Genomic DNA, 26,460 nt, shown 5'->3' on the forward strand with positions numbered 1-26,460 from the left:
CCCACCCCCGCACCGCCCGCACCCTCCGCACTGCCCGCAGGCCGCAGGCCGCGCAGAGTATCCGTGGCGTCTCTCCCCCGCAGCCGCCGACGGCGCATCACCCCCACAGGCGACCGTCACTTGTCAGCGGGCTGGAAACGGGCGGTGCGCGGGCGGGAGAGCACCCTCAACGCAGGCTGCGCACGTCCAGGTGCCGCAGCACCCGGTCCACGATCTCCGGATCCGCCCCCGGCTCACTCCGCGCCGACAGCACCTCATGCCGCGCCGCACTCAGCATCTCCCCCTGGATCCGCCGCAGCCGCTTCACCCGTCGAGCCCGCTGCTCATGCGCCTCCCTCCGCTCCTCGTCCCCCAGATCCGGACTGATCCGCATCCCGATGTCGAAGGCCCGCCTAATCAGCTGCTCGGACAACTCCTCCGGCAGCTCCTCCACCTCCTCGATCTCCTTGAGCCTCCGCTTCGCCGCCTTCGCCGCCCGAACCGCCAGCTCCTTCTCGAACGCCTTCTCGACATCCTCGTCGGCCCGCACCCCGAGCCTTCGCACCAGCCACGGCAGCGTGAGCCCCTGGAGCACCAGCGTCGCCATGATCACCCCGAACGCGATGAAGATGATCTCGTCGCGGTCGGGAAACGGCGACCCGTCGTCCATCTTCAACGGAATGGCCAGCGCGAGGGCCACGGACGCGACCCCCCGCATCCCCGACCACCACATGATCACGGTCTCCCGCCACGAGGTCGGAATCTCCTCGTCGTAGTCCCGTTTCGCGTGCAGCCGCTTCGTCAGCCACGTCGCCGGCATCAGATACGCCAGCCGTACGAACACCACGACGGCGACGATCGCGGCGGCCCACCCCAGCATCTCCCCCCACCGCCCCGACGCCGTCCTGATCGCGTTGTGCAGCTCGAGCCCGATCAGCCCGAACGCGACCCCGGTGACCAGCGTGTCCACCACGTCCCAGAACGTGTACCCGGCGAGCCGCGTCATGACGTCGTCGGCATCGGTGGCGTACTCCGCGAGGAACAGGGCGGTGGTGAGCACGGCGAGCACCCCTGACCCATGCAGTTCCTCCGCCAGGACGTACGACGCGAAGGGCACCAGCAGCGTCATCCCGATCTGCAGCGTGGCGTCACCGAGCAGCGACATCAGCTTGTTCGCCGCCCACCCCAGCGCCAGCCCGACGGCGAGCGCGACCACGGCGGACAGCACGAGATCGAGCCCGGCCCGCCATGGCGAGAAGGTGCCGCTCACCGCGGCGGCGATCGCGACGTGGTAGAGCACGATGGCCGTCACGTCGTTGAAGAGCCCCTCGCCCTCCAGGATCGACACCAGTCGGCGGGGCAGCCCGAGTTGACCCGCGACGGCCGTCGCGGCGACCGGGTCGGGCGGTGCCACCAGCGCGCCCAGGGCGACGGCGGCGGCGACCGGCAGCCCTGGCACGATGGCGCCGGCGACGAAGGCCACGGCCGCCGTGGTGACGAACACCAGCGCCACGGCGAGCAGGAAGATCGGCCGTTTGTTGGCGGTGAACTGTCTCCAGGAGGTGCGTCGCACCGAGGCGTACAGCAGGGGAGGCAGCAGCAGGGGCAGGATCAGGTCCGGCGGGACATCCACGTTGGGCACGAAGTCCAGCACGGCCAGCACGATCCCGAGGAGCGTCATCAGGACGGGCGCCGGCAGCCCGAACCGGTCTCCCACCGGGACGCTCACCACGGCCCCGAGCATCAGCACGAACAACAGGGCCAACTGATCCACGGTCAGCGCTCCGGCAAGGTCTAGGCGATCAAGGAAAAGCCAGACCTCAAGCGTGCCACGCGCCTACGACAATGCCCTCCCGGCAACCCGCGTGCGACGAACCCCGTCTCACAGAGCCTTGCGCATCGCCCGGTGGTCGATCCCGGCGTCGAGGAACTCCTCGCCGTACGCCACGTACCCGAGCCGCTCGTAGAAACCCATCGCCTGCGTCTGCGCGTGCAGGTCCACCGCGGCGAGCCCACGCGCGCGTGCCGCGTCCTCGATGGCCCGTACGAGGGCCACGCCGACGCCGAGCCCGCGCGTCGCCTTCGTCACGGCGAGCCGGCCGAGCGAGCCGACCGTCAGGTCGCCGTCGGTCTTGGCGCCGGCCTCCGGGCCGTACAGGAGCCGCCCGGTGCCCAGCGGCACCCCGTCCTCGCGGATCGCCAGCACATGCAGGGCACCGGCGTCGTACGCGTCGTACTCGATGTCCTCGGGGACGCCCTGTTCGCCGACGAAGACCTCCTTGCGCACCGCGAAGCACGCCTCGCGGTCCGCGGCGTCCTCGGCCACCCGCACCACGTAGGAGCCGCCCCGCGCCCCGTCCGAGCCGCTCACGCGTAGCTCTCCTCACGCACCTTGTCGAGCGCCTTCTGCAGGTCCTCGGGGTAGTCGCTCTCGAACTCCGCCCACTGCCCGTCCCCGGGGTGCTCGAAGCCGAGCCGCACCGCGTGCAGCCACTGCCGGGTCAGACCGAGCCGCTTGGCGATCGTCGGGTCCGCGCCGTAGGTCAGGTCGCCCACGCAGGGGTGGCGGTGGGCCGCCATGTGGACACGGATCTGATGGGTGCGGCCGGTCTCCAGCTTGATGTCGAGCAGGCTGGCCGCACGGAACGCCTCGATCAGGTCGTAATGCGTGACGGACGGCTTGCCCTCGGCCGTCACCGCCCACTTGTAGTCGTGGTTCGGGTGCCGGCCGATGGGCGCGTCGATGGTGCCGCTCATCGGGTCGGGGTGCCCCTGGACCAGCGCGTTGTACCGCTTGTCGACCGTGCGTTCCTTGAACTGCCGCTTCAGCGAGGTGTACGCGCGCTCCGACTTGGCCACGACCATCAGCCCGGAGGTGCCCACGTCCAGCCGGTGCACGATGCCCTGCCGCTCGGCGGCACCCGAGGTCGAGATCCGGTATCCGGCCGCCGCGAGGCCGCCGATCACCGTCGGACCGTTCCAGCCGGGGCTCGGGTGCGCGGCCACACCGACCGGCTTGATGATCACGACGATGTCGTCGTCGTCGTGCACGATCTCCATGCCCTCGACGGGCTCGGCGACGATCTGCACGGGGGCGGGAGCCTGCGGCATCTCCACTTCCAGCCAGGCGCCGCCGTGCACCCGCTCGGACTTTCCGACCACCGAGCCGTCGACCGTGACCTTCCCCGCCGCGGCGAGCTCGGCGGCCTTCGTGCGGGAGAAGCCGAACATGCGGGAGATGGCGGCGTCGACGCGCTCGCCCTCCAGGCCGTCGGGCACGGGCAGGTTGCGGATCTCGGGAATGGTACTCACCCGTCGAGTATGCCGGACGGGTCGGACACCGCCGGACCATCGCCCGAACAGCAGTGCCCGTGGACCTGCCTTCAGACGTCCGGCCAGACGTCCCCGTACGACATTCCGTGCGGGCCGATCAGGCCGTGTGGACCGGTCAGTCCTTGTGAACCGGTCAGTCCTTGTGAACCGTGCCGTCCGGGTCGAGCCCGCGGAAGGACAGCAGCACGATCAGGATGCCGCCGCAGACGATCGCCGAGTCGGCCAGGTTGAAGACCGCGAAGTGCTTGGGCGCGATGAAGTCCACGACCGCGCCCTCGAAGATCCCGGGCGAGCGGAAGATCCGGTCGGTCAGGTTGCCGAGCGCACCGCCCAGCAGCAGACCGAGCGCGATCGCCCAGGGCAGGCTGTAGAGCTTGCGCGCGAGCCGCGCGATCACCACGATCACCGCCGCGGCGATCACCGTGAAGATGATCGTGAACGCCTCGCCGAAGCCGAAGGCCGCTCCCGCGTTGCGGATCGCCTCGAACCTCAGCCAGTCCCCGATGATCCGGATCGGCGCGTGGTGCTCCAGCTTCGCGACCACGATCAGCTTGCTGACCAGGTCGAGGGCGTACGCCAGGGCGGCGACCGTGAACAGGACGGCGATCCTGCGCCTGCCCCTGGGCCCCTCGGCCGGGGCCCCGGTCCCTTCCACGCCGGACTGCTCCGGCTCGGCGCCCCCCGCTCCTGGGGTATCCGGCGTACCGATGATGCGCTCCGCCTCTGCCACGTGAGTGAGTCCCTCGACCTAGGTGCCTGACTGAGGACGAGGGTACGGCACACCCCCCGGCGCCCACGTGCGCAGGAGCCCTCCCGCACCATTCAGTAGCGGCGTTCCTGCTTCTGCTTGCACTCGACGCACAGGGTGGCTCGCGGGAAGGCCTGCATCCGCGCCTTGCCGATGGGGTTGCCACAGTTCTCGCAGAGCCCGTACGTGCCCGCGTCGAGCCGCTCCAGCGCTCGCTCGGTCTGCTCCAGCATCTCGCGCGCGTTGGCCGCCAGGGCCATCTCGTGCTCGCGCGTGATGTTCTTCGTGCCGGTGTCCGCCTGATCGTCGCCCGCGCCGTCGCCGGAGTCGCGCATCAGGCCCGCGATCGACTCTTCGGACGACGAGATCTCGGTGCTCAGCCGTAGCGCCTCGGACTGGAGTTCGGCACGCGCCTCCGCGACCTCCTCCGGAGTCCAGGGGTCCTCACCGGGGCGCACCGCGAGCTCGCCGGGCTCCACCGCGGCGATCCGCGCCTTGGGAACCGCGGTGGGGTTCTGCGCCGCCGTGGCCGTGCCAGGAGTCTTCTTCGCAACCACCGTCGTGGCTCCCGTCGTCTTCGCGGCCTTGGCCGCGCCTTCGGTCGCGGAAGCGACCGACTTCTTCGCCGTACTGGTGCTTTTCCTTGCCGTGCCGGTGCTCTTCCTGGCCGCGCTCTTCCCGTCGGCCTTCTTGGCCACCGCCTTCCGGGCCACCGTTTCCTTGGCCACCGCTTCCTCGGCCACCGTTTCCTCGGCGACCGCTTTCTTGACGACCGCTTTCTTGGTGACCCTCTTCGTAGCGGCCGCTTTGCCGGTGGCGGTCTTCGCAGCGGCCGTCTTCCCGACTCCGGCGGCCTTACCGGCAGCCGCCTTCCCGGTGGCCGCCGCCTTCTTGCCGACAGCGGCTTTCGTGGCCGTCTTGGTGACGGTCTTCGTGGCGGTCTTCACCGGGTTGGCCGCGTGTGCCACGGGCGCCACCGACGCGCTCTTCTTCCCACTCACGTCCTTGGCCGCCGGACCCGTGGATCTGCCGGACGCCGACTGCTGTACGGCGGTCTTCTTCGCCACCATGGCCGCGGCCCCTTCACACATTGTGATTTTGCGCGCAAATCGTGCTGGGACGATAAATCGACTTCCGGCCCGCGGCAACCGGGCCCACCGACGTTTCGTCCGTCCCGCGGGTCCCGCGCGACGAACCTGCATGCGTTGTGCCCAGCTCCCCGCCGGGTAATCCGCCAGGTCCGGCGTCCCAGGATCCGGACGCCCACGCCTCGCCATTCGGGTCACCGCGCGGGCCGCGGCACCGCCCCGGGCGGCCCCCGCGGCGTACCCCGGAAAACCGGTCGGCCGCTGTCCGCGCGGCGCCGTACACTGGGCGCAGCGAGAAGCGTGGATGGGGACGAGTAGCGGCGTACGCGGCCAAGAGCGACCCGGGGACGGTGGAAGCCCGGGGGCGAGCGCGACGCGAAGATCACCCCGGAGCCGCCGGAAGAAAGCCGCAGCGAGCGAGCAGCGGCCGGTAGAACCGGCATCGCGACCCCAATGAGGGGGCTCACTGGTGCACAGCACGCACCGGGGAGCCAAGGAGGGTGGTACCGCGGGAGCGCGCCGCGCACGGCGTCCGCAGCATCCAGGAGATGGCTGCCCAGGCTCTCGTCCCTCCGGACGGAAGGCAGAAAGTCCGCCGGAGGAAGCTCGCTGATGACAACGCCGACGTACCGCCAGGTGCCCGCCCAGGTTGACCTGCCCGCCCTCGAGCACGCCGTGCTCGACTTCTGGCGCGAGCAGAAGATCTTCGCCAAGAGCCTTGAGCAGTCCGAGGGCCACCCCGAGTGGGTGTTCTACGAGGGCCCGCCCACCGCGAACGGCATGCCGGGCGCCCACCACATCGAGGCGCGCGTCTTCAAGGACGTCTTCCCGCGCTTCCGCACCATGCGCGGCTATCACGTGGCCCGCAAGGCCGGCTGGGACTGCCACGGCCTCCCGGTCGAGCTCGCGGTGGAGAAGGAGCTCGGCTTCACCGGCAAGCAGGACATCGAGGCGTACGGCATCGCCGAGTTCAACGCCAAGTGCCGCGAGTCCGTGACCCGCCACACCGACGCGTTCACCGAGCTCACGAACCGCATGGGCTACTGGGTCGACCTGGACGACGCCTACCGCACGATGGACCCCGAGTACGTCGAGTCCGTGTGGTGGTCGCTCAAGGAGATCTTCAACAAGGGTCTGCTGGTCCAGGACTACCGCGTGGCACCGTGGTGCCCGCGCGACGAGACGGGTCTGTCGGACCACGAGCTGGCGCAGGGCTACGAGACGGTCGTCGACCCGTCCGTCTACGTCCGTTTCCCGCTCACCTCCGGTCCGCTGGCGGGCCAGGCCGCGCTCCTGGTGTGGACGACGACCCCGTGGACGCTGGTCTCCAACACCGCGGTCGCCGCGCACCCCGAGGTCACCTACGTCGTCGCGACGAAGGGCCCCTCTGGCGACGAGAAGCTCGTCGTCGCCGAGCCGCTCGTCGAGAAGGCGCTCGGCGAGGGCTGGGAGACCACCGGTGAGACCTTCACCGGCGCCGAGATGGAGCGCTGGACCTATCAACGTCCGTTCGAGCTGGTCGAGTTCCCCGCCGAGGCCCACTACGTGGTCAACGCCGAGTACGTGACGACCGAGGACGGTACGGGTCTGGTCCACCAGTCCCCGGCCTTCGGTGAGGACGACCTCAAGGTCTGCCGGGCGTACGGACTGCCGGTGGTGAACCCCGTCCGCCCGAACGGCACCTTCGAGGCGAGCGTCCCGCTCGTCGGCGGTGTCTTCTTCAAGAAGGCGGACGAAAAGCTCACGGAGGACCTCCAGCAGCGCGGTCTGCTCTTCAAGCACATCCCGTACGAGCACAGCTACCCGCACTGCTGGCGCTGCCACACCGCGCTCCTCTACTACGCGCAGCCGTCCTGGTACATCCGCACCACCGCCATCAAGGACCGTCTCCTCCAGGAGAACGAGAAGACCAACTGGTTCCCGGAGTCCGTCAAGCACGGCCGCTTCGGCGACTGGCTGAACAACAACGTCGACTGGGCGCTGTCCCGCAGCCGCTACTGGGGCACCCCGCTCCCGCTGTGGCGCTGCGAGGAGGGCCATCTCACCTGTGTCGGTTCCCGCGCCGAGCTCTCCGAGCTGACGGGCACCGACCAGTCGAACCTGGACCCGCACCGCCCGTTCATCGACGAGGTCACCTTCGCGTGCCCTCAGGACGGCTGCGGACGGACGGCGACGCGCGTGCCGGAGGTCATCGACGCCTGGTACGACTCGGGTTCGATGCCGTTCGCGCAGTGGGGCTACCCGTACAAGAACAAGGAGCTCTTCGAGAGCCGCTACCCGGCGCAGTTCATCTCCGAGGCCATCGACCAGACCCGCGGCTGGTTCTACACCCTCATGGCGGTCGGCACGCTCGTCTTCGACAAGTCGTCGTACGAGAACGTCGTGTGCCTGGGCCACATCCTCGCCGAGGACGGCCGCAAGATGTCCAAGCACCTGGGCAACATCCTGCAGCCGATCCCGCTGATGGATCAGCACGGCGCGGACGCGGTGCGCTGGTTCATGGCGGCCGGCGGCTCCCCCTGGGCGGCCCGCCGCGTCGGCCACGGCACGATCCAGGAAGTGGTGCGCAAGACGCTCCTGACCTACTGGAACACGGTCGCCTTCCAGGCCCTGTACGCCCGCACCTCCGACTGGGCCCCCTCCGAGGCCGATCCGGCTCCGGCCGACCGTCCGGTCCTCGACCGCTGGCTGCTCTCCGAGCTGCACGCGCTCACCGACCAGGTCACACAGGCACTGGAGGCGTATGACACCCAGCGCGCCGGAAAGCTCCTCTCCGCGTTCGTCGACGACCTCTCGAACTGGTACGTGCGCCGCTCCCGCCGCCGCTTCTGGCAGGGCGACAAGGCCGCGCTGCGCACCCTGCACGAGGTCGTGGAGACGGTCACGCGGCTGATGGCCCCGCTGACCCCGTTCATCACCGAGCGGGTCTGGCAGGACCTGATCGTCCCCGTGACGCCGGGCGCGCCCGAGTCCGTACACCTGTCCTCGTGGCCGGAGGCGGACCTGTCCGCCATCGACCCGGAGCTGTCGAGGCAGATGGTCCTCGTCCGGCGTCTGGTGGAGCTGGGCCGCGCCACGCGCGCGGAGTCGGGCGTCAAGACGCGGCAGCCGCTCTCCCGTGCGCTGGTCGGAGCGATCGGCTTCGAGTCCCTCGACGGGGAGCTGCACGCGCAGATCACCGAAGAGCTCAACGTCACTTCCCTCGCCTCCCTCTCCGAGGTGGGCGGCTCGCTGGTCGACACCACGGCCAAGGCGAACTTCCGCGCGCTGGGCAAGCGCTTCGGCAAGGGCGTCCAGGCGGTCGCCAAGGTGATCGCCGAGACGGACGCGGCGGCCCTCTCCCTCGCCCTGCGCGAGGGCACCGCCTCGGTGGAGGTCGACGGCGAGACGGTGACGCTGGCCGCGGACGAGGTCATCATCACGGAGACCCCGCGCGAGGGGTGGTCGGTGGCGTCCGACTCGGGTGCCACGGTCGCTCTGGACCTGGAGATCACCGAGGAGCTGCGGCAGGCGGGCCTCGCCCGTGACGCGATCCGGCTGATCCAGGAGGCCCGCAAGAACAGCGGCCTCGACGTGGCCGACCGCATCGCTCTGCGCTGGACGTCCACCGACCCGGCCGTCATCGCCGCTCTGAGCGAGCACGCTGCGCTGATCGCCGACGAGGTCCTCGCCACCGACTTCGCCCAGGGCGAGGCCGACGACACCTACGGTGCTCCGTTCACCGACGAGGGCCTGTCCCTCACCTTCCGCCTCCGCAAGGCGTAGCCCCGGGCGGCGGCGGGGGCTGTTCCTCGCCCCCGCCGCCCCTACCCGTCCCATCCCCACCTGGGGGCTCCGCCCCCAGACCCCCGGGTGGGTTCGTCGGCTGCGGCCCGGTGGGGGCTGGTCGCGCAGTTCCCCGCGTCCCTGAGCCGGGGCTGCGCCCCCCGGCCACCCTATCGGCCTGAACGGCCTCGACCCCAAACGCCGGACAAGCCAAAAGACGCGCGCCAGCGCCCTTGAGACCGGGCCCGCAGCCAAACGACCCGCGCGGCCCGGAGACTCGGGCCGAAGCCCCGACCCAAGGGGCGCGAGGAACTGCGCGACCAGCCCCCACCCACCCGGAGCCGAAGAACGAAGGCCGGGGTCCACCAAAGATCTTGGTGGGACCCGGCCTTCGGCGTTTCGTGCCCCGTACAGATGCCCCAAGGAACCGCACGGCCGCCCGAAACCTCGCCGCCCGAAACAGCACGGCAAAAGGGCGGAGCCCCGGAAAGATCCGGGGCTCCGCCCTGAACGCTGCCGACGCCTAAGGCGTACGCAAGGCCGTCAGTTGTCGTCCTCGTCGATGAGGAACCCACGCATCGGCGAGGGAGCCTGCTGCATCGGCGACGGCCCCTGGGGCCGTACCGGAGCCATCGGCTGGGTCATGGCCGGCGACATCTGCTGCTGCCCGCCGTAGGAGGGCGCGGCCGGTGCCGGAGCGCCGCCCATGCCCTGACCGCCGTAGGACGGCGCACTCGCGCCGGCCGGAGCCATCGAGGGCGCGGAAGGCGACGGCAGGGAGGCCGTGGCCGGAGTGCGCGGCGGGGCGAGCGAGTCGTCCGCCTGCGTCTCCAGCTGGCGCAGCTGCGACTCCAGGTAGGACTTCAGACGCGTGCGGTACTCGCGCTCGAAGCCACGCAGGTCCTCGACCTTGCGCTCCAGCGTGGCGCGGGCGGACTCCAGGGAGCCCATCGCGACGCGGTGCTTCTCCTGCGCGTCCCGCTCCAGCGCGTCGGCCTTGGCACGGGCGTCACGCTCGAGACCCTCGGCGCGGCTGCGAGCCTCGCCGACGATCTTGTTGGCCTCGGAGCGGGCCTCGGCGATCGCCTGGTCAGCGGTCTGCTGGGCCAGCGAGAGCACCCGGGCGGCGCTGTCGCCACCGGGACCCTGACCGGGCTGTCCCATCTGCGGGCCGTGACCGCCCATGGGGCCACCCATGGGTCCGCCCATCGGGCCACCCATCTGCTGCTGCATCTGGGGCTGCATCTGGCCCGGCATCTGCTGCTGCATCTGCTGGCCGGGGCCCTGGCCCATCGGACCCTGGCCCATCTGGCCTTGACCCATCTGGCCCTGGCCCATGGGGCCCTGGCCCATCGGACCCTGACCCATGGGGCCCTGGCCCATCGGACCCTGACCCATGGGGCCCTGGCCCTGCTGGCCGCCCTGGGCGCTGGGGCCCGCGGGCAGCTGCGGCGCACCGCTCGGCAGCTGGGGCGGCCCACCCATGGGGCCACCCATCTGCTGCTGCGGCGGGCCCGATATGCCGGCGGGTACGGGCGCACCGGGACCTCGCATGCCCTGCGGCGGGCCCTGCTGATCCTGCTGCTCGGGCGGCTTGCGCATGCCCTGCTGCTGGTTCTGCGCAGCCGCGCGCGTGGCCGCCGCCAGTTTGGCGCGCAAGTCCTCGTTCTCGCGGAGCAGTCGCGTCAGTTCGGCTTCGACCTCGTCGAGGAAGGCATCGACCTCGTCCTCGTCATAGCCTTCTCGGAGGCGGACGGTCGTGAACTGCTTGTTCCGCACGTCCTCGGGGGTCAACGGCATCTCTTCACCTCAACGTAGTCGTCGGCATTCGGCAAGACCGTATCGTTCACAGCCGGCTCACGACGGAGATCAGGATGTAGACGATGATCATCAGTACGAAGAAGGACAGGTCAAGCGCCACGCCCCCGAGACGCAGCGGCGGAATGAACCGCCGCAGAAGCTTGAGCGGTGGATCGGTGACAGTGTAGGTGGCCTCGAGAACGACCACCATCGCCTTGCCGGGTTGCCATGAGCGGGCGAACTGGAAGACGTAGTCCATGACCAACCGGAAAATCAACACGACGAGGAAACACGTCAGCGCGACGTAGAGAACCTGCCCGACCACGCTCATGATCCGCGCTTCCCTCTCCCCTGTTTCCGTACCTTGATCCGGTCCTGCGTCTCAGCTCTGGTTGAAGAACCCGCCCTCTGCGATGCGGGCCTTGTCCTCCGCCGTGACATCGACGTTAGCAGGCGACAACAGGAACACCTTCTGCGTCACCCGCTCGATGCTGCCGTGGAGACCAAACACCAAACCGGCCGCAAAGTCGACAAGTCGCTTCGCATCTGTGTCATCCATCTCAGTCAGATTCATGATCACCGGGGTGCCCTCACGGAAGTGTTCCCCGATGGTACGGGCCTCGTTGTAGGTCCGCGGGTGAAGTGTGGTGATCCGGTACGGCTCTCGTTCCGACACGACCTTGGGCATGATCACCGGTGCGTTCTTCTCCAGGCTTGCGCGTTCTTGTGTGATGGATGCCACGGGCGCGATCCGCGCCGGACGGCTGGATTCCGCAGTGAGCGAAGCGGAATGCGGCACCGGATCGCGAGGTGCCGGAGGCTGCACCATTCGTACCGATTCGTCCCGTTGGGACTGGTGTGCCTGATGCGACTGGTGGGGCGGCTCGTGCCGCCGCCGGTCACGCTCGGGCTCCGGGTCGAGCTCGGGCTCGAACTCGTCATCGGGGTCGAATCCCCTGCCGTCGTACCCATCGTCCTCCACGAGGCCGAGGTAGACCGCCATCTTGCGCATCGCGCCGGCCATGCTCTGAGTCCTCCGCTCTGTGGTGGATCGGCTGACGAAGTGCCAAGTGCCCGCGATCCACGAGGTCGTTATGCCCGCCAGTGGCGGTAATGACCATATTTTCTGCTGTGGTCCGACTTCTTGGCGACGTTACCCGAGCCCGGGTCGGACTCCGAGTACCGCCGTACCGACGCGTACATGTGTCGCTCCGGCCGCCACGGCCTGCTCGAGGTCCGCACTCATCCCTGCGGACACCATGTTCGCAGCAGGATGCGTGCGGCGCATAGCAGTCGACAAATCCATCAGCCGCTCGAACGCCGCTTGTTGGCGCCCGGCGTACCCGCCGGTGAGCGGCGCGACGGTCATCAGTCCGTCGAGCCGGAGCCCGGGCGCCCCGGCGACGAGGTCGGCCAACTCTTCGATTCCGCCGACTCCGACGCCTCCCCGCTCACCCCGGCCGCTCTCCTGCGCGTCCAGCGCGACCTGGATGAGGCAGCCCACCTCGCGCTCCACCCGCACCGCTTCCTTCGACAGGGCCGTGACAAGTCGGGCACGGTCCACGGACTGCACCACATCCGCGTAACCGACCACAGAACGTACCTTGTTGGTCTGCAACTGACCGACAAAATGCCACGAGAGGGGCAGATCCGAGCAAGCCGCGGCCTTGGGCGCCGCGTCCTGGTCCCGGTTCTCGGCGACGTGGCGCACACCGAGCTCCGACAGGATCCGCACATCACTGGCGGGATAGGTCTTGGTGACCACGATCAGGGTCACCTCTTCACGCTTGCGCCCGGCGGCCACACAGGCCGCCGCGATGCGCTCTTCCACTTTCGCCAGATTTGCGGCGAGTTGAGCCTTACGGTCCGTCATGCCCCATCAGTCCAGCCAGACATAGCCCGCGAGCCGCCCGGTCGTGCGGTCTCGTCGGTACGAGAAGTGGTCGTCCGACTCCAGCGTGCACACCGGTGACTGCGCCCGGTCGCACACCCCGAGCCGTTCCAACTGCGCGTGCACTCCGGCGGTCACATCGACCGCGGGAGTGCCCCAGCTGGTCTCGGCGTACGCCGCCGGCTCGACGGCGGCGACTTCGGCGCGCATCTCGTCCGGCACTTCGTAGCACCGGCCGCAGACCGCGGGTCCGGTGCGGGCGACGATCCGCTCGGGCTCGGCGCCGAGTTCCACCATGGCCCGTACGGCGGCGGGGACGACCCCGGCGATCATGCCGGGCCGTCCCGCGTGGGCCGCGGCCGCGATCCCGGCGACCGGGTCGGCCAGCAGGACCGGCGTGCAGTCGGCGGTGAGGACGGCGAGGGCGAGACCGCGCCGCGCGGTCACGATCGCGTCGACGGACGGGATCTGCGAGGAGAGCCATGGTCCGTCGACCACCGCCACGTCCGGCCCGTGCACCTGGTTCATCCAGACGACCAGGGCCGGGTCCAGTCCGAGCGACTTGGCGGCCAGTTCACGATTGGTCCGTACGGCGTCGGGGTCGTCGCCGACCGCTCCGCCGAGGTTGAGCTCCTCGTACGGAACGGCGCTCACCCCGCCCCACCGGTCGGTGAAGGCGAAGTGCGCGCCGCTCACGGTGCTCGTTTCGGAGCGATGTCCTATCACTTCAGGAAGTCCGGCACGTCCAGCTCCTCGGCCGCGCTGTCCGAGTAGGCGCGGGACGGCGGGACCGGCGGAGCGACCTGGACCTCGTTGACCGGCTCCGGGGTGGGCTCCGGGGCCTCCTTCGGCGTGACGCTGCCGAGCGAGCCGAAGGACGGACGGCTCTCGGCGGCCCGTACCGGCGCGGGCTCCTCGCGCTGCTTGGCGGAGGTGGAGCCGAGGATGTTGTCCCGCTTGGCCGGCGGCTGGCCGCCGTCGAAGCCGGCGGCGATCACGGTGACCCGCACCTCGTCGCCGAGCGCGTCGTCGATGACCGCGCCGAAGATGATGTTGGCCTCGGGGTGCGCGGCCTCGCTGACCAGCTGGGCGGCCTCGTTGATCTCGAAAAGGCCGAGGTCGGAGCCGCCGGAGATGGAGAGCAGCACGCCGCGTGCGCCGTCGATGGAGGCTTCCAGGAGCGGCGAGGAGATCGCCATCTCGGCCGCCGCCACGGCGCGGTCGTCGCCGCGGGCCGAGCCGATGCCCATGAGCGCGGAACCCGCCTCGGACATCACGGACTTGACGTCGGCGAAGTCGAGGTTGATCAGACCGGGCGTGGTGATGAGGTCGGTGATGCCCTGAACACCCGACAGCAGGACCTGGTCCGCCGACTTGAAAGCGTCGAGGACGGAGACCTGGCGGTCCGAGATGGACAGCAGCCGGTCGTTCGGGATGACGATGAGGGTGTCGACCTCTTCGCGGAGTTCCGCGATGCCGTCCTCGGCCTGGTTGGCACGACGCCGTCCTTCGAAGGTGAAGGGGCGGGTGACCACGCCGATGGTGAGGGCGCCGAGCGAGCGGGCGATGTTGGCCACGACGGGTGCGCCGCCGGTGCCGGTGCCGCCGCCTTCACCGGCCGTCACGAAGACCATGTCGGCCCCCTTGAGGACCTCCTCGATCTCCTCGCGGTGGTCCTCGGCCGCCTTGCGGCCGACGGCCGGGTTGGCTCCGGCGCCGAGTCCGCGCGTGAGTTCGCGGCCGACGTCGAGCTTGACGTCGGCGTCGCTCATCAACAGAGCTTGCGCGTCCGTGTTGATGGCGATGAACTCGACGCCCTTGAGACCGACCTCGATCATCCGGTTGATGGCATTGACACCACCGCCGCCGACACCGATGACTTTGATGACTGCGAGGTAGTTCTGCGGTGCTGCCACGTCGAAGGCCTCTCGCCTCGAGTTACGTGTCGTCGCCTCGCACGCTCGCGATCCGACGACTGATGCCGAATGGGACGGTCCGAACGCCGACCCGAACCCTAACGCTGAAGTTTAGGGTTACCAGTGTGTCTGTTCCTTGGACTCTTCCGAACAGGACACTAAGTCGACAAGTGGCGCACGTTCAACGAACACGCCGAACCTCCCGTTTTTCTTTTCACCCTATGTGATCAGCCGTAGCGCTGCCCAACCAGGGTGCTGGCCTGCACTGATGTGCGTCAACTCCCCGATGAGGCAGGGGCGATGGGGGCACTCACATCGAAGTGCCGGGCCCCTGGAGCTGCTTTCATGAGAGCGGTGAGCGTCCTGGCCTTCGCACGGCCCTTCTCGCCGCTCCCCCACTCGACGCTGCGCCCGCCGCTCAACTCCAGCGAGATCGAGTCGTACGAACGGACCTTGACGATCCGGGTGTCGCGACGGACGGCGGCCGGAATGTCCCCGGCCACCCCCACCGCCTCGCGCACCAGCCGGTCGACCGGGAAGCGGCGCAGAACCGCCGCCTTGGACTTTCCGGACACCGCCAATTCCAGCGTGGGCACACCCGTCGGGGCGGCCGAAACCGTCGCGAAACGCACGCCCTCGGCGTCCACTTCGACGTACTTGCCGCCGTTTCCGGTGTTTTTGAGAATGAGCACCGGGGTGCGTTCGGTCACTTTCAGCCCGATTCCGTGCGGCCAGGAACGGACGACATCAACCGAGTCAATTCGGGGCAATTTCTGACGCAATCGCGCCTCAATGGCATCGGTATCGATGGAAATCAGCGGCGCTCCGACCGACACGTCGGCCGCGTCGCGCACTTGCCGGTCCGTCAGGACCCGCACCCCGGAGACCGACACCTTCTCGGTCCGCAGCCACGGCGAGCCGTAGAGCAGCCAGAGCGCGGCCGCCGTCACCAACATCACCGCGATCAAAAGGATGATGAGCATACGAAGGCGACGCAGCCGCCTGCGGCGGGGCGAGCCGGACTCCAACTTCTGCCGTTCGCCGCGCTCGGCGGTCGTCGGTCCGGCCACGCTCCCTGCCTTCCCTCATACGGTCCTAGCGGTGGCGAGAGGCGATCGCCTCGTACACCATGCCGACGAGCAGGTCGTCGGCGTCCCGGCGACCGAACTCGCTGGCGGCGCGGGACATCTCGTACAGCCGGTGCGGGTCGGCGAGCACGGGCAGCACGTTCTGCTGAACCCACGCAGGCGTCAGCTCCGCGTCGTCGACAAGGAGGCCGCCACCGGCCTTGACCACCGGCTGGGCGTTCAGCCGCTGCTCGCCGTTGCCGATGGGCAGCGGGACGTAGGCGGCGGGCAACCCGACGGCGGAGAGTTCGGCGACGGTCATCGCGCCCGCGCGGCAGAGCATCATGTCGGCCGCGGCGTACGCGAGGTCCATCCGGTCCACGTACGGTACCGGGATGTACGGGGGCATTCCCGGCATCTGGTGGACCTGCGGCAGTTCGTTCTTCGGGCCGACCGCGTGCAGGATCTGGATGCCGGCCTGCTGGAGGTAGGGAGCCGCCTGCTGAACGACCTCGTTGAGGCGCCGTGCGCCCTGCGAGCCGCCGGAAACCAGCAAGGTCGGCAGCGAGGGGTCGAGACCGAACGCGGCGCGCGCCTCGGGGCGTACGGCGGCCCGGTCGAGGGTGGCGATCGAGCGGCGCAGCGGGATGCCGATGTAGCGGGCGCCGCGCAGCTTGTTGTCCGGGGTCGAGACGGCGACCTGCGCCGCGTACCGGGAACCGATCTTGTTGGCGAGGCCCGGCCGGGCGTTGGCCTCGTGGATCACGATCGGCACGCCGAGGCGCTTGGCCGCGAGGTAGGCGGGCAGCGCCACATAGCCGCCGAAGCCGACGACCGCGTCCGCCTTGGTGCGCTCCAGGACCTGCTCGGCCGCCTTGATCGTGCCGCGCAGCCGCCCCGGGACGGTGATCAGCTCGGGGGTGGGCTTGCGGGGCAGCGGGACGGCGGGGATCAGCGCGAGTTCGTAGCCCCGCTCCGGTACGAGCCGGGTCTCAAGTCCGCGTTCCGTGCCCAGGGCCGTGATCCCCACGGTCGGGTCCTGCCTGCGCAGGGCGTCCGCGAGGGCGAGCGCGGGCTCGATGTGGCCGGCGGTCCCCCCGCCGGCGAGTACGACATGCACCGAAATTCACCGCTCTCCGGACGAACGCGCCGCCGAGGCACGCCGTCGCATCGTGTTCCATCTCCGAGGCCCCGCGGCCCCCGCGGAGCCTCTCACCGCAGCACGCTTTCTACCAAAGCGGGGTTGCCGCATCGCAAGCGCCGCCCGCGCAGCGGGCTCGTCGCGTGCGAAGGCGATCAGCAGCCCGATGGCGAACATGGTCGGCAGCAGGGCGGACCCTCCGTAGGAGAACAGCGGGAGCGGGACTCCGGCGATCGGCAGCAGACCGAGCACCGCACCGATGTTGATCACGGCCTGGGCCGTGATCCAGGTGGTCACGCCTCCCGCGGCATACCTCACGAAGGGGTCCTCCGTGCGTCCGGCCACGCGGATACCCGCATAGCCTAGAGCCGCGAAGAGGGCGAGTACCGACAGCGTCCCCGCGAGGCCGAGTTCCTCCCCGGTGATGGCGAAGATGAAGTCGGTGTGCGCTTCGGGGAGTTGGCCCCATTTTTCCACACTGGCGCCGAGGCCGGAACCGAACAGTCCGCCGGAGGCCAGGGCGTAGATGCCGTGCACGGCCTGCCAGCAGGTGTCGTTCGGGCCGGGTTCGGTGGCACCGATGCAGGCGAGCCGGGACATACGGTTGGGGCTCGTCTTGATCAGGATGAAACCGATGGTCATGGCGACCGCCAGCACGCCGCCGAACAGCCGCGTGGGCGCTCCGGCCAGCCACAGCAGTCCGAAGAGGATGGCGGTGAGGATGATCGCCGTGCCCATGTCACCGCCGAGCATGATCAGCCCGAGCAGCAGGAAGGTGCCCGGGACGAGCGGCACCAGCATGTGCTTCCACTGCGCGAGCATGCCCTTGTCCTGCTTGCGGGCGAGCAGGTCGGCTCCCCACAGCACGAGCGCGAGCTTGCCGAACTCGCTGGGCTGGATCTGGAACGAGCCGCCGAGGGAGATCCAGTTCTGGTTGCCGTTGACCGCCATCCCTATCCCCGGGACCTGCACGAGGATCATCAGGAAGACCGCGCAGGCCAGGATCGGATACGCCAGCGCCCGGTGCAGTTTCACCGGTACCCGCATGGCGATCAGGAGCAGCACGGTGCCGATGGAGGCCGCGAGGAACTGTTTGCGGAAGAAGAACGACCCCGGCAGCGACAGCTGCAGCGCCGTGATCATCGAGGCCGAGTAGACCATCACGAGGCCCAGCACGGTGATCAGCAGGCTGCTGCCGAAGATCAGATAGTACGCGGTGAGCGGACGGTCCCAGGCCTTGCGGGCCCGCAGGCGGAGCAGACGCAGGGGGTTGTCGCGCGAGGGACGGGGGCGTCCGGCGGGGCGCCGTGGGGCACGCTGGACGGGGGGACGGCCAGTACGGCTACTGACCATCACCGGCTCCGTCCGCCATATCCCGGGAGGGCGTCCCGGGGTCCGCCGTACCTCGGGAGGGCGTCCCGGAGTCCGCCGTACCTCGGGAGGGCGTCCCGGAGTCCGCCGTGCCCCGGGAGGGCGTCCCGGAGGGCGATGGGGATCCCCACAATGGCGTCACGCGTCCCTCCCAAGGGTCCCGGGCGCGCCCGGACCGTCCGAGACCCGCCGTCAGGCGCTCGCGCCGAGTTCGCGGACCGCCTCCGCGAACGCGTCCCCGCGCTTGTTGTAGTTGGCGAACATGTCCATGGAGGCACAGGCCGGCGCCAGCAACACCGTGTCGCCCTCGCGGGCGAGCCCCCGCGCCTCCCGAACCGCCGCGAGCATCGCCCCAGTGTCGGTCCGGTCGAGGTCGACGACGGGTACTTCCGGCGCGTGTCGCACAAGGGCTTCACGGATCAGAGCCCGATCCGCGCCGATGAGCACGACGCCCCGAAGTCGCTTCGCCGACTTGGCGACCAGCTCGTCGAAGGTCGCGCCCTTGGCGAGCCCGCCCGCGATCCACACGATCGACTCGTAGGCCGCCAAAGAGGCTTCCGCGGCATGCGTGTTGGTCGCCTTGGAGTCGTCGACGTACGCGACGCCGTCCACGTCGGCGACGTGCGCGATGCGGTGGGCGTCCGGCGTGAAGGCCCGCAGCCCGTCCCGTACGGCCGCGGCGGGCACCCCGAAGGCGCGTGCCAGGGCCGCCGCCGCAAGGGCGTTGGCGATGTTGTGCGGGGCGGGCGGGTTGACGTCGGAGACCTCGGCGAGTTCCTGGGCGTTCTTCTGCCGGTTCTCGACGAAGGCCCGGTCGACCAGGATGCCTTCCACGACGCCGAGTTGGGAGGGTCCGGGGGTGCCGAGGGTGAAGCCGACCGCCCGGCAGCCCTCCTCGACGTCCGCCTCGCGCACCAGGTCCTCGGTGGCCTTGTCGGCGAGGTTGTAGACGCAGGCGACCCGATTGCCTTCGTAGATACGGCCCTTGTCGGCCGCGTACGCCTCCATGGAGCCGTGCCAGTCGAGGTGGTCCGGTGCCAGGTTCAGTACGGCGGCCGAGTGCGCGCGCAGCGACGGCGCCCAGTGCAGCTGATAGCTCGACAGCTCCACCGCCAGGACGTCGTAGCGCTCCTCGCCGAGGACCGCGTCAAGCAGCGAGACCCCGATGTTGCCGACGGCGGCCGTGCGCAGCCCTGCCGCCGTCAGGATCGAGGCGAGCATCTGCACGGTCGTGGTCTTGCCGTTGGTGCCGGTGACGGCCAGCCAGGGGGCCGCGTCGGGGCCTCTCAGCCGCCAGGCCAGTTCGACGTCGCCCCAGACCGGGACGCCGGCCGCGGCGGCCGCGGCGAACAGCGGCTTGTCCGGCTTCCAGCCGGGCGCGGTGACGATGAGTTCGGTGCCCTCGGGCAGGGTGGCGCCGTCACCGAGGCGCACGGTGATGCCGAGCGCCTCCAGCTCCGCGGCCTGCGCCCGGGAGCGCTCGTCGTCGCCGTCGTTGACGACCGTGACGACGGCGCCGAGACCGTGCAGCACCTTGGCCGCCGGGATGCCGGAGACGCCGAGCCCGGCGACGGTGACGTGCTTGCCCTGCCAGTCGGTCACTTCTTGGCTGCCCATCCTGCGTAGAAGAGGCCCAGACCCACGATGACGCACATGCCCTGGATGATCCAGAAGCGGACCACGACAAGGACTTCGGACCACCCCTTTAGTTCGAAGTGGTGCTGGAGTGGTGCCATGCGGAAGACGCGCCTGCCGGTGAGCCGGAAGGAGCCGACCTGGATGACGACCGACATGGTGATCAGGACGAAAAGGCCGCCGAGGAGCGCGACCAGCAGCTCCGTGCGGGAGCAGATCGCGAGGCCGGCGAGCGCGCCGCCGAGGGCCAGCGAGCCGGTGTCACCCATGAAGATCTTGGCGGGCGAGGTGTTCCACCACAGGAAGCCGAAGCAGGCTCCCATCAGGGCGGAGGCGACGACCGCGAGGTCGAGTGGATCTCGTACCTCGTAGCATGCGGCCGGGTTGGTCAGGGTCTGCGCGTTGGCGCAGGACTCCTGGAACTGCCAGACGCCGATGAAGGTGTACGCGCCGAAGACCATGGTCGCGGCGCCGGTGGCGAGGCCGTCCAGACCGTCGGTCAGGTTCACGCCGTTCGACATGGCGAGAATCATGAACAGGGCCCAGACCACGAAGAGCACCGGGCCGATGGTCCAGCCGAAGTCCTCCACGAAGGAGAGCCTGGTGGAGGCCGGGGTGTTGCCGTGGTTGTCGGCGAACTGCAGCGCGAGGACCGCGAAGGAGATGCCGACGATCAGCTGGCCGGCCATCTTCGCCTTGGCCCGCAGACCGAGCGAACGCCGCTTGACGATCTTGATGTAGTCGTCCAGGAAGCCGACCAGGCCCATGCCGGCCATCAGGCCGAGCACCAGCAGACCCGAGAAGGTCGGCGGCTTGCCCGTGATCACCTTGGACAGGAAGTACGCGATGATCGTCGCCAGGATGAAGGCGATACCACCCATGGTCGGAGTACCACGCTTGCTGTGGTGCTCCTTCGGGCCGTCGTCGCGGATGTACTGCCCGTAGCCCTTGCGGGCCAGCAGCTTGATCAGCAGCGGGGTCCCGATCAGGGTCAGGAACAGACCAATGACTCCTGCGAACAGGATCTGGTTCATCATCGGGCCGCGACCTCACCCTCGGCACCGCCGTCGAGCAGCGCCTGCGCCACCCGTTCGAGCCCGACCGACCGGGACGCCTTCACGAGCACGACGTCCCCCGGGCGCAACTCGCTGCGCAACAGGTCGACAGCCGCCTGTGCGTCGGACACGTGCACCGACTCCTCACCCCACGAACCCTCGTTATATGCGCCCAGTTGGAGCCAGGAAGCTTCCCTGCCCCCCACCGCGACGAGCTTGCTGACGTTGAGTCGGACGGCGAGCCGCCCGACCGCGTCGTGCTCGGCGAGCGCCTCGTCCCCGAGCTCGGCCATCTGACCGAGCACCGCCCACGTACGACGTCCCTGACCCATGGCCGCGAGCGCGCGCAGGGCGGCTCGCATGGACTCGGGGTTCGCGTTGTAGGCGTCGTTGACGACCGTCACGCCGTCCGGGCGCTCGGTGACCTCCATCCGCCAGCGGGAGAGGGAGCCCGCCTCGGAGAGCGCGAGGGCGATCTCGTCTGCGGACATGCCCAGCTCATGGGCGACGGCGGCCGCGGCGAGCGCGTTCGACACGTGGTGCTCACCGTACAGGCGCATGGTCACATCGCTGCACCCGGAGGGTGTGTGAAGCCTGAATGCGGGCTGTCCGGCGTCCGTGAGACGGACGTTCTCGGCACGTACGTCCGCTTCGCCGGACTCTCCGAAGAGAATCACGCGCGCCTTCGTCCGGGACGCCATGGCGCGTACGAGGGGGTCGTCGGCGTTGAGGACGGCGACGCCGCCCTCTTCCGACGGCGGGAGGCTCTCGACGAGCTCGCCCTTCGCCTGTGCGATCTGTTCGCGGCCGCCGAACTCACCGATGTGGGCGGTCCCGACGTTCAGGACGAGGCCGATCCTCGGTGGCGTGAGGTCCGTGAGGTAGCTGATGTGGCCGATGCCGCGGGCGCCCATCTCCAGGACGAGGAACCTGGTCTCCTCGGTGGCGCTCAGCGCGGTCAGCGGCAGTCCGATCTCGTTGTTGAGCGAACCGGGCGTGAAGACGGTCGGCGCCTTGCTCCCGAGGACCTGGGCGATCAGGTCCTTGGTGCTGGTCTTGCCCGCGGAGCCGGTGAGGGCCACGAGGGTCGCGCCGAGCCGTTCGACGACGTGACGCGCGAGGGCGCCCAGGGCCGCCTGCACGTCCGCGACGACGATCGCGGGCACGCCGACGGGCCGGGAGGCCAGTACGGCGACCGCGCCCGCCGCGACGACGGCCTCGGCGAAGTCGTGGCCGTCCACGCGCTCGCCGGCGAAGGCGACGAAGAGGCTGCCTGGCTCCACTTCACGGGAGTCTCTGACGACCGGTCCGGTGACCTGTACCGCCGGATCCGGTATGTCGTACGTCTGCCCGCCGACGACTGCTGCGATCTCGGCGAGAGAGAGGGCGATCACAAGTTCATCCCTGGGTCTTCTGGATAGCTTCGCGGAGCACCTGGCGGTCGTCGAAGGGACGCACCACCCCGGCGATGTCCTGGCCCTGCTCGTGGCCCTTGCCCGCGACCAGCACCGTGTCGCCGGGCCGCGCCCGGGCGACGGCGGCGGCGATGGCGGCGGCCCGGTCCTCGAAGACCTGGACCTCGCCACGCTCGTGCGCCGGCACCTCGGCGGCGCCCGCGAGCATCGTCGCGAGGATCGCGAGGGGGTCCTCCGAGCGGGGGTTGTCCGATGTCAGTACGGCGGTGTCGGCGAGCCGCGCCGCGGCGGCGCCCATCGGCATCCGCTTGGTCTTGTCACGGTCGCCGCCGCAGCCGAGCACGATGTGCAGCCTGCCCTCGGTGACCTTGCGCAGCGCACGCAGGACCGATTCGACGGCGTCCGTCTTGTGGGCGTAGTCGACGACCGCGAGGTAGGGCTGGCCCGCGTCCACGCGCTCCAGGCGGCCCGGCACGCCCGGGACGGCGGCGATGCCGTCGGCGGCGGTCTGCGGGTCGATCCCGGCGACGGCGAGGGCGACGATCGCGGCGAGGGTGTTCGCCACGTTGAAGGGGCCCGCGAGCGGCGACTTGGCGGTGATCCGCTCGCCCTTGGGGCCGACCGCGACGAACGCGGAGTCCATCGGGCCGACCTCGACCTCCTCGGCGCGCCAGTCGGCGTCCGGGTGTCCTTCGGCGGAGAAGGTGACGACGGGGACGGTGGCCTCCTCGGCCAGCCTGCGCCCGTACTCGTCGTCGAGGTTGACGACGCCGAGTTTGCTGCGTCGCGGTGTGAACAGCTGCGCCTTGGCCCGGAAGTAGTCCTCCATGTCGGAGTGGAACTCCATGTGTTCCGGGCTGAGGTTGTTGAAGACCGCGATGTCGAAGACACAGCCGTCGACCCGCCCGAGGACCAGCGCATGGCTGGAGACCTCCATCGCGACCGCGTCGACGCCGCGCTCGCGCATGACCGCGAACAGCGCCTGGAGGTCGGTTGCTTCGGGGGTGGTGCGCTCCGACTTGATGCGCTCCTCGCCGATGCGCATCTCCACGGTGCCGATCAGGCCGGTGGAGCGGAGCGTCTTCAGGCCGCCCTCGACGAGATAGGCCGTGGTGGTCTTGCCGGAGGTGCCGGTGATGCCGATCTGGAGCAGATCGCGCCCGGGGTGGCCGTAGATGGTGGCCGCGAGCTCTCCCATCAGGCCGCGCGGGTCGTCGGCGACGAGGACCGGCAGCCCGGTGGCGGCGGCGCGCTCGGCGCCGGTCGGGTCGGTCAGCACGGCGACCGCGCCGAGACCGGCCGCCTGCGTCACGAAGTCGGCGCCGTGCATGCGGGCGCCCGGCAGCGCGGCATAGAGGTCTCCGGGGCGCACCGCGCGGGAGTCATGGGTGATGCCCGTGACCTCCGCACTCGACGCCGGGGCGGTGACACCCAGCTGATCGGCGAGCTCCGCGAGGGGTGTGGCGGAGTTCTGGACCGGTCGCGGCGGCCCCGGATATGTCACAGGAACGCCCTTCTGGGTGGTTTGGGACTGATCAGCGTGTGGCACGGCGGTGAGCGTACCGGGCGCACCCCCGCCGGAGCGAAGCGAGGGGCGTGGCGAGCCGTGGTTCCCGGAATCCGGGGTGATCGTTGTCACGAGCTGGTTCCTGGTCCGTTGTGCGTGCGGTCTTGTCCGGGTCCTGGCCGGACCTGATCAAGTCCTGATCAGGGCATCTGGCCGGAATCGATCACGGCGTGAAGGTCACGGGCAGATTGGCGGCCCCCGCTCCGGTGGGCGGGACCTGGAGGGTCTTCAGCGCGAACTCCATGACCTGCTTGTAGATGGGTCCGCAGATCTGGCCGCCGAAGTAGCTGCCCTTGGTGGCGTTCTGGATCGCGCAGTAGACGGTGATCCGGGGCTTGTCGGCGGGGGCGAATCCGGCGAACGACGAGGTGTAGCCGTGGTACTTGCCGGTGGCCGGATCCACGCGGTTGGCCGTACCCGTCTTGCCCGCGACCCGGTAGCCGGGGATACGCGCCTTGGCGCCGGTGCCCTGCTCGTCGTCCACGACGGACTCCAGCATCTGGGCGAGGGTCTTCGCCGTCTTCTCGCTCACGACCCTCGTCTTCCTCGGCTGGGCGGCCGGGGTGAACCGGCCGTCGGGCCCCTTGGTGCCGCGCACCAGCGTCGGCTCGACGCGTACACCGCCGTTGGCGATCGTCGAGTAGACGGAGGCCGCCTGCATCGCGTTGATCGACATGCCCTGGCCGAAAGGAATCGTGTACTGCTGGGAGGTCGACCACTTGTCGGCGGGCGCGAGGATGCCCTTCGTCTCGCCGGGGAAACCGAGCCCGGTGTAGCTGCCGATGCCGAACTTGCGCAGATACGAGTAGAGGACCTGGTTCGCCTCCTTCTGCGTCTTGCCGAGCTGGCCGGTCGCCAGGATGGTGCCGATGTTGCTGGACTTGGCGAGCACGCCGTTGAGCGTCAGGTTCCAGGTCGCGTGATCGACGTCGTCCTGGAAGAGGCGGTCGCCGCGGTGCAGCCGGTTGGGCACGACGACGTGCGTCTCGGGCGTCGCGGCGTTCTCCTCCAGTACGGCGGCCATCGACATGACCTTGGCGGTGGAGCCGGGCTCGTACGCGTCCTGGAGGGCCGCGTTGCCCAGGGCCGCCGCGTTGGCCTGGGTGAGGTCGTTGGGGTCGAAACCGGGCGAGTTCGCCATGGCGAGGATCTCACCGCTGCGGGCGTCCTGCACGACCACGTACCCGCGGTCCGCCTTGGACGCCTTCACCTGCTCGGTGATGGCGTTCTGCGCGGCCCACTGGATGTCGCGGTTGATGGTCAGTTCGACGTCGGACCCCGCCACGGCGGGTGTCTCCGTCGACCCCGCGGTCGGCACCTGACGGCCGCCGGACTGGGCGTAGCGGATCTTGCCGTCCTTGCCGGCGAGTTCCTTGTTCAGTTTCTGCTCGACTCCGCCGCCGCCCTTGCCGTCGGCGTTGACCCAGCCCAGTATCCCGGCGGCGAGATCGCCGTTCGGATACACGCGCTTGCTGGCCGGAACCGCCACCACGCCCGCGAGGAAGTTGACGGTGCTCTTGTCGGTCTCCGCCTTGACCGCGAGCGTGTTCCTCAGGTCCTTGATCTGCTTCCAGACCTGGGGGGTCTGGCGGTGCGCGAGCAGTGTGTAGCGGGAGTTCTTCGTACGGAGCTTCTTGGCGACGGTGTCCATGTCCTGGCCGAGGATCGGCCCGAGCAGCGCCGCGGCCTGCTCGGGCGCGTCCGTCACCTTCGTCGCTTCCTGCGTGAACATCGTGGGGTCGGCCGTGATGTCGTACGCGTCCACGCTCGTCGCGAGCTCCACGCCGTTGCGGTCCGTGATTCCGCCGCGGGTGGCGGCCAGGGTGCGGCCGACGTACCGGTTCTGCTCGGCCTTCGCGGCGTACGCGTTGGCATCCACGGCCTGCACCTGGAGCAGGCGCACCACGAAGGCGATCATCACCAGCGTCAGGGCGAGGCTGACCATGCGCAGCCGGGGCCGGGGGCTGCCCAGCCGCAGGACCTGCGGGCCGCCGGGCCGGGGCGCGCCCGGGCGGCGTGCGGGGCGGGCGCCTGGGCCCGGACGCCGCTGACCGCCGGGGCGTACGGGCCTGGCGGGGCCGGGCACACGGCGGCGCGGCGGTTCCCTGTCGGACACTTCCGTCACCTGCCGGGGGTCGAGGAGGGCTGTGCGGACGGGGTGGGGGCGGGGGTCCGCGGGGTCGGGGTCCGCGGGGCGGCGGCGGAGGGGACGGCGGCCGCCGGGGCGCTGGTGGCCGGGGCCTTGGTCTGCGTGAGGGCGAGAACCTCGGGCGGGCGGACCACCGGGTTGCGTGCGGAGGACTGCTGGGCGGCGGTCCCGGGGACGCCCCTGACGCTGCCGTCCGGGTTGAGGAAGGCCGGGTCGCCGCCGGGCACCATGCCCAGCTCGTGGGCTCGGCGCTGGAGGGCGTCGGGCGCGGAGTAGGTGTCCACGTCCCGCTGCAGCGCCTGCTCCTCGTCGGTGAGGCTCTTGGTGTCCCTCTGCAGGTCGTCCAGGCGGAACGAGCCCTCGCTCAGCGCGGAGTTCAGCACGAGGAGGCCGATCAGGCCGCCGCCGAGCAGGAGCACGACGAGCAGGACGAAGGGCGTGCGGGCGGCATGGCCCCCGCCGGCGGGGAGAAGCCGGGCGAGCCGGGCGGCCCGCCCCCTGAGTTCGGGTTTCCTACTCACTCGACCTGCCCCTCCTGGT

Annotated in this window: 21 protein-coding genes; 1 reads left to right on the top strand and 20 read right to left on the bottom strand. The window is 70.0% G+C overall.

Annotated elements, in window-relative coordinates; all coding sequences use genetic code 11:
• Positions 1 to 166 precede the first annotated feature (166 nt).
• From ACIQTP_RS18870 to ACIQTP_RS18890, 5 genes are all read right to left on the bottom strand, one after another.
• Entirely contained in the window at positions 167 to 1,753 is a 1,587-nt protein-coding gene (locus ACIQTP_RS18870; RefSeq protein WP_403401119.1) for a Na+/H+ antiporter, read from the bottom strand.
• Between the two features lie 108 nt (positions 1,754 to 1,861).
• On the bottom strand, positions 1,862 to 2,350 hold the full coding sequence (locus ACIQTP_RS18875) for a GNAT family N-acetyltransferase (protein WP_403401120.1): 489 nt from the start codon (positions 2,348 to 2,350) through the stop codon (positions 1,862 to 1,864).
• A complete protein-coding gene (locus tag ACIQTP_RS18880) occupies positions 2,347 to 3,291 on the bottom strand; it encodes an RluA family pseudouridine synthase (protein ID WP_402037405.1) in 945 nt (314 codons plus the stop codon). Before ACIQTP_RS18880 ends, ACIQTP_RS18875 begins: the two co-directional genes overlap by 4 nt.
• A gap of 154 nt (positions 3,292 to 3,445) precedes the next feature.
• Positions 3,446 to 4,042 carry a signal peptidase II gene (lspA, locus tag ACIQTP_RS18885; protein WP_402037404.1) on the bottom strand — a complete coding sequence of 199 codons (597 nt, stop codon included), beginning with the start codon at positions 4,040 to 4,042 and terminating at the stop codon, positions 3,446 to 3,448.
• Positions 4,043 to 4,134: 92 nt separating this feature from the next.
• Entirely contained in the window at positions 4,135 to 5,130 is a 996-nt protein-coding gene (locus ACIQTP_RS18890) for a TraR/DksA family transcriptional regulator (protein WP_403401122.1), read from the bottom strand.
• 630 nt (positions 5,131 to 5,760) lie between these two features.
• Here ACIQTP_RS18890 and ileS point away from each other — a divergent pair.
• Positions 5,761 to 8,913: an isoleucine--tRNA ligase gene (gene ileS, locus ACIQTP_RS18895; protein ID WP_403401123.1), complete on the top strand. Its 3,153-nt coding sequence runs from the start codon at positions 5,761 to 5,763 to the stop codon at positions 8,911 to 8,913.
• Positions 8,914 to 9,456: 543 nt separating this feature from the next.
• Here the strand turns inward: ileS and ACIQTP_RS18900 are convergent.
• The 15 genes from ACIQTP_RS18900 to ACIQTP_RS18970 form a co-directional block, all read right to left on the bottom strand.
• A complete protein-coding gene (locus ACIQTP_RS18900) occupies positions 9,457 to 10,713 on the bottom strand; it encodes a DivIVA domain-containing protein (RefSeq protein WP_402037397.1) in 1,257 nt (418 codons plus the stop codon).
• Positions 10,714 to 10,759: 46 nt separating this feature from the next.
• A complete protein-coding gene (locus ACIQTP_RS18905) occupies positions 10,760 to 11,044 on the bottom strand; it encodes a YggT family protein (RefSeq protein ID WP_075026383.1) in 285 nt (94 codons plus the stop codon).
• Between the two features lie 51 nt (positions 11,045 to 11,095).
• Positions 11,096 to 11,737: a cell division protein SepF gene (gene sepF / locus ACIQTP_RS18910; protein ID WP_054231485.1), complete on the bottom strand. Its 642-nt coding sequence runs from the start codon at positions 11,735 to 11,737 to the stop codon at positions 11,096 to 11,098.
• A gap of 129 nt (positions 11,738 to 11,866) precedes the next feature.
• Complete coding sequence (locus tag ACIQTP_RS18915) at positions 11,867 to 12,586, bottom strand: YggS family pyridoxal phosphate-dependent enzyme (protein ID WP_403401126.1); 720 nt, start codon at positions 12,584 to 12,586, stop codon at positions 11,867 to 11,869.
• 6 nt (positions 12,587 to 12,592) lie between these two features.
• Positions 12,593 to 13,300 carry a peptidoglycan editing factor PgeF gene (pgeF, locus tag ACIQTP_RS18920; protein WP_403401127.1) on the bottom strand — a complete coding sequence of 236 codons (708 nt, stop codon included), beginning with the start codon at positions 13,298 to 13,300 and terminating at the stop codon, positions 12,593 to 12,595.
• A 26-nt stretch (positions 13,301 to 13,326) separates the two neighbouring features.
• Entirely contained in the window at positions 13,327 to 14,520 is a 1,194-nt protein-coding gene (ftsZ, locus tag ACIQTP_RS18925; protein WP_067363745.1) for a cell division protein FtsZ, read from the bottom strand.
• Positions 14,521 to 14,795: 275 nt separating this feature from the next.
• Entirely contained in the window at positions 14,796 to 15,590 is a 795-nt protein-coding gene (locus ACIQTP_RS18930) for a cell division protein FtsQ/DivIB (protein WP_403401130.1), read from the bottom strand.
• Between the two features lie 25 nt (positions 15,591 to 15,615).
• Positions 15,616 to 16,707 (bottom strand): undecaprenyldiphospho-muramoylpentapeptide beta-N-acetylglucosaminyltransferase, encoded by a 1,092-nt coding sequence (gene murG, locus ACIQTP_RS18935; RefSeq protein ID WP_054231490.1) that lies wholly within the window; start codon positions 16,705 to 16,707, stop codon positions 15,616 to 15,618.
• Positions 16,708 to 16,713: 6 nt separating this feature from the next.
• Positions 16,714 to 18,081: a putative lipid II flippase FtsW gene (ftsW, locus tag ACIQTP_RS18940; protein ID WP_403401132.1), complete on the bottom strand. Its 1,368-nt coding sequence runs from the start codon at positions 18,079 to 18,081 to the stop codon at positions 16,714 to 16,716.
• 210 nt (positions 18,082 to 18,291) lie between these two features.
• Positions 18,292 to 19,716: a UDP-N-acetylmuramoyl-L-alanine--D-glutamate ligase gene (gene murD / locus ACIQTP_RS18945; protein ID WP_403401134.1), complete on the bottom strand. Its 1,425-nt coding sequence runs from the start codon at positions 19,714 to 19,716 to the stop codon at positions 18,292 to 18,294.
• Entirely contained in the window at positions 19,698 to 20,768 is a 1,071-nt protein-coding gene (gene mraY, locus ACIQTP_RS18950; RefSeq protein ID WP_177323990.1) for a phospho-N-acetylmuramoyl-pentapeptide-transferase, read from the bottom strand. The genes murD and mraY overlap by 19 nt, the downstream gene beginning before the upstream one ends.
• Positions 20,768 to 22,183, bottom strand: a complete 1,416-nt coding sequence (murF, locus tag ACIQTP_RS18955) for a UDP-N-acetylmuramoyl-tripeptide--D-alanyl-D-alanine ligase (RefSeq protein ID WP_403401136.1) — start codon at positions 22,181 to 22,183, stop codon at positions 20,768 to 20,770. Before murF ends, mraY begins: the two co-directional genes overlap by 1 nt.
• Before the next feature lie 4 nt (positions 22,184 to 22,187).
• Positions 22,188 to 23,708: a UDP-N-acetylmuramoyl-L-alanyl-D-glutamate--2,6-diaminopimelate ligase gene (locus tag ACIQTP_RS18960; RefSeq protein ID WP_403401568.1), complete on the bottom strand. Its 1,521-nt coding sequence runs from the start codon at positions 23,706 to 23,708 to the stop codon at positions 22,188 to 22,190.
• Positions 23,709 to 23,934: 226 nt separating this feature from the next.
• The gene (locus ACIQTP_RS18965) at positions 23,935 to 25,887 is read right to left on the bottom strand and encodes a peptidoglycan D,D-transpeptidase FtsI family protein (RefSeq protein WP_403401138.1); all 1,953 of its coding nucleotides are present in this window, start codon (positions 25,885 to 25,887) and stop codon (positions 23,935 to 23,937) included.
• A 5-nt stretch (positions 25,888 to 25,892) separates the two neighbouring features.
• Positions 25,893 to 26,441, bottom strand: coding sequence for a septum formation initiator family protein (locus ACIQTP_RS18970; RefSeq protein WP_403401140.1), 549 nt, complete (start codon positions 26,439 to 26,441; stop codon positions 25,893 to 25,895).
• Positions 26,442 to 26,460 lie beyond the last annotated feature (19 nt).

Origin of the sequence: Streptomyces sp. NPDC090798, assembly GCF_044768965.1 — a bacterium.
In the GTDB taxonomy this organism is placed as follows: domain Bacteria; phylum Actinomycetota; class Actinomycetes; order Streptomycetales; family Streptomycetaceae; genus Streptomyces.

What these genes read in the sequence shown, in the direction of transcription:
- ftsW (WP_403401132.1), bottom strand. Translation starts at nt 18,081, where the DNA reads ATGGTCAGTAGCCGTACTGGCCGTCCCCCCGTCCAGCGTGCCCCACGG.
- murD (WP_403401134.1), bottom strand. Translation starts at nt 19,716, where the DNA reads ATGGGCAGCCAAGAAGTGACCGACTGGCAGGGCAAGCACGTCACCGTC.
- sepF (WP_054231485.1), bottom strand. Translation starts at nt 11,737, where the DNA reads ATGGCCGGCGCGATGCGCAAGATGGCGGTCTACCTCGGCCTCGTGGAG.
- ACIQTP_RS18905 (WP_075026383.1), bottom strand. Translation starts at nt 11,044, where the DNA reads ATGAGCGTGGTCGGGCAGGTTCTCTACGTCGCGCTGACGTGTTTCCTC.
- ACIQTP_RS18915 (WP_403401126.1), bottom strand. Translation starts at nt 12,586, where the DNA reads ATGACGGACCGTAAGGCTCAACTCGCCGCAAATCTGGCGAAAGTGGAA.
- ACIQTP_RS18890 (WP_403401122.1), bottom strand. Translation starts at nt 5,130, where the DNA reads ATGGTGGCGAAGAAGACCGCCGTACAGCAGTCGGCGTCCGGCAGATCC.
- ileS (WP_403401123.1), top strand. Translation starts at nt 5,761, where the DNA reads ATGACAACGCCGACGTACCGCCAGGTGCCCGCCCAGGTTGACCTGCCC.
- mraY (WP_177323990.1), bottom strand. Translation starts at nt 20,768, where the DNA reads ATGAACCAGATCCTGTTCGCAGGAGTCATTGGTCTGTTCCTGACCCTG.
- ACIQTP_RS18900 (WP_402037397.1), bottom strand. Translation starts at nt 10,713, where the DNA reads ATGCCGTTGACCCCCGAGGACGTGCGGAACAAGCAGTTCACGACCGTC.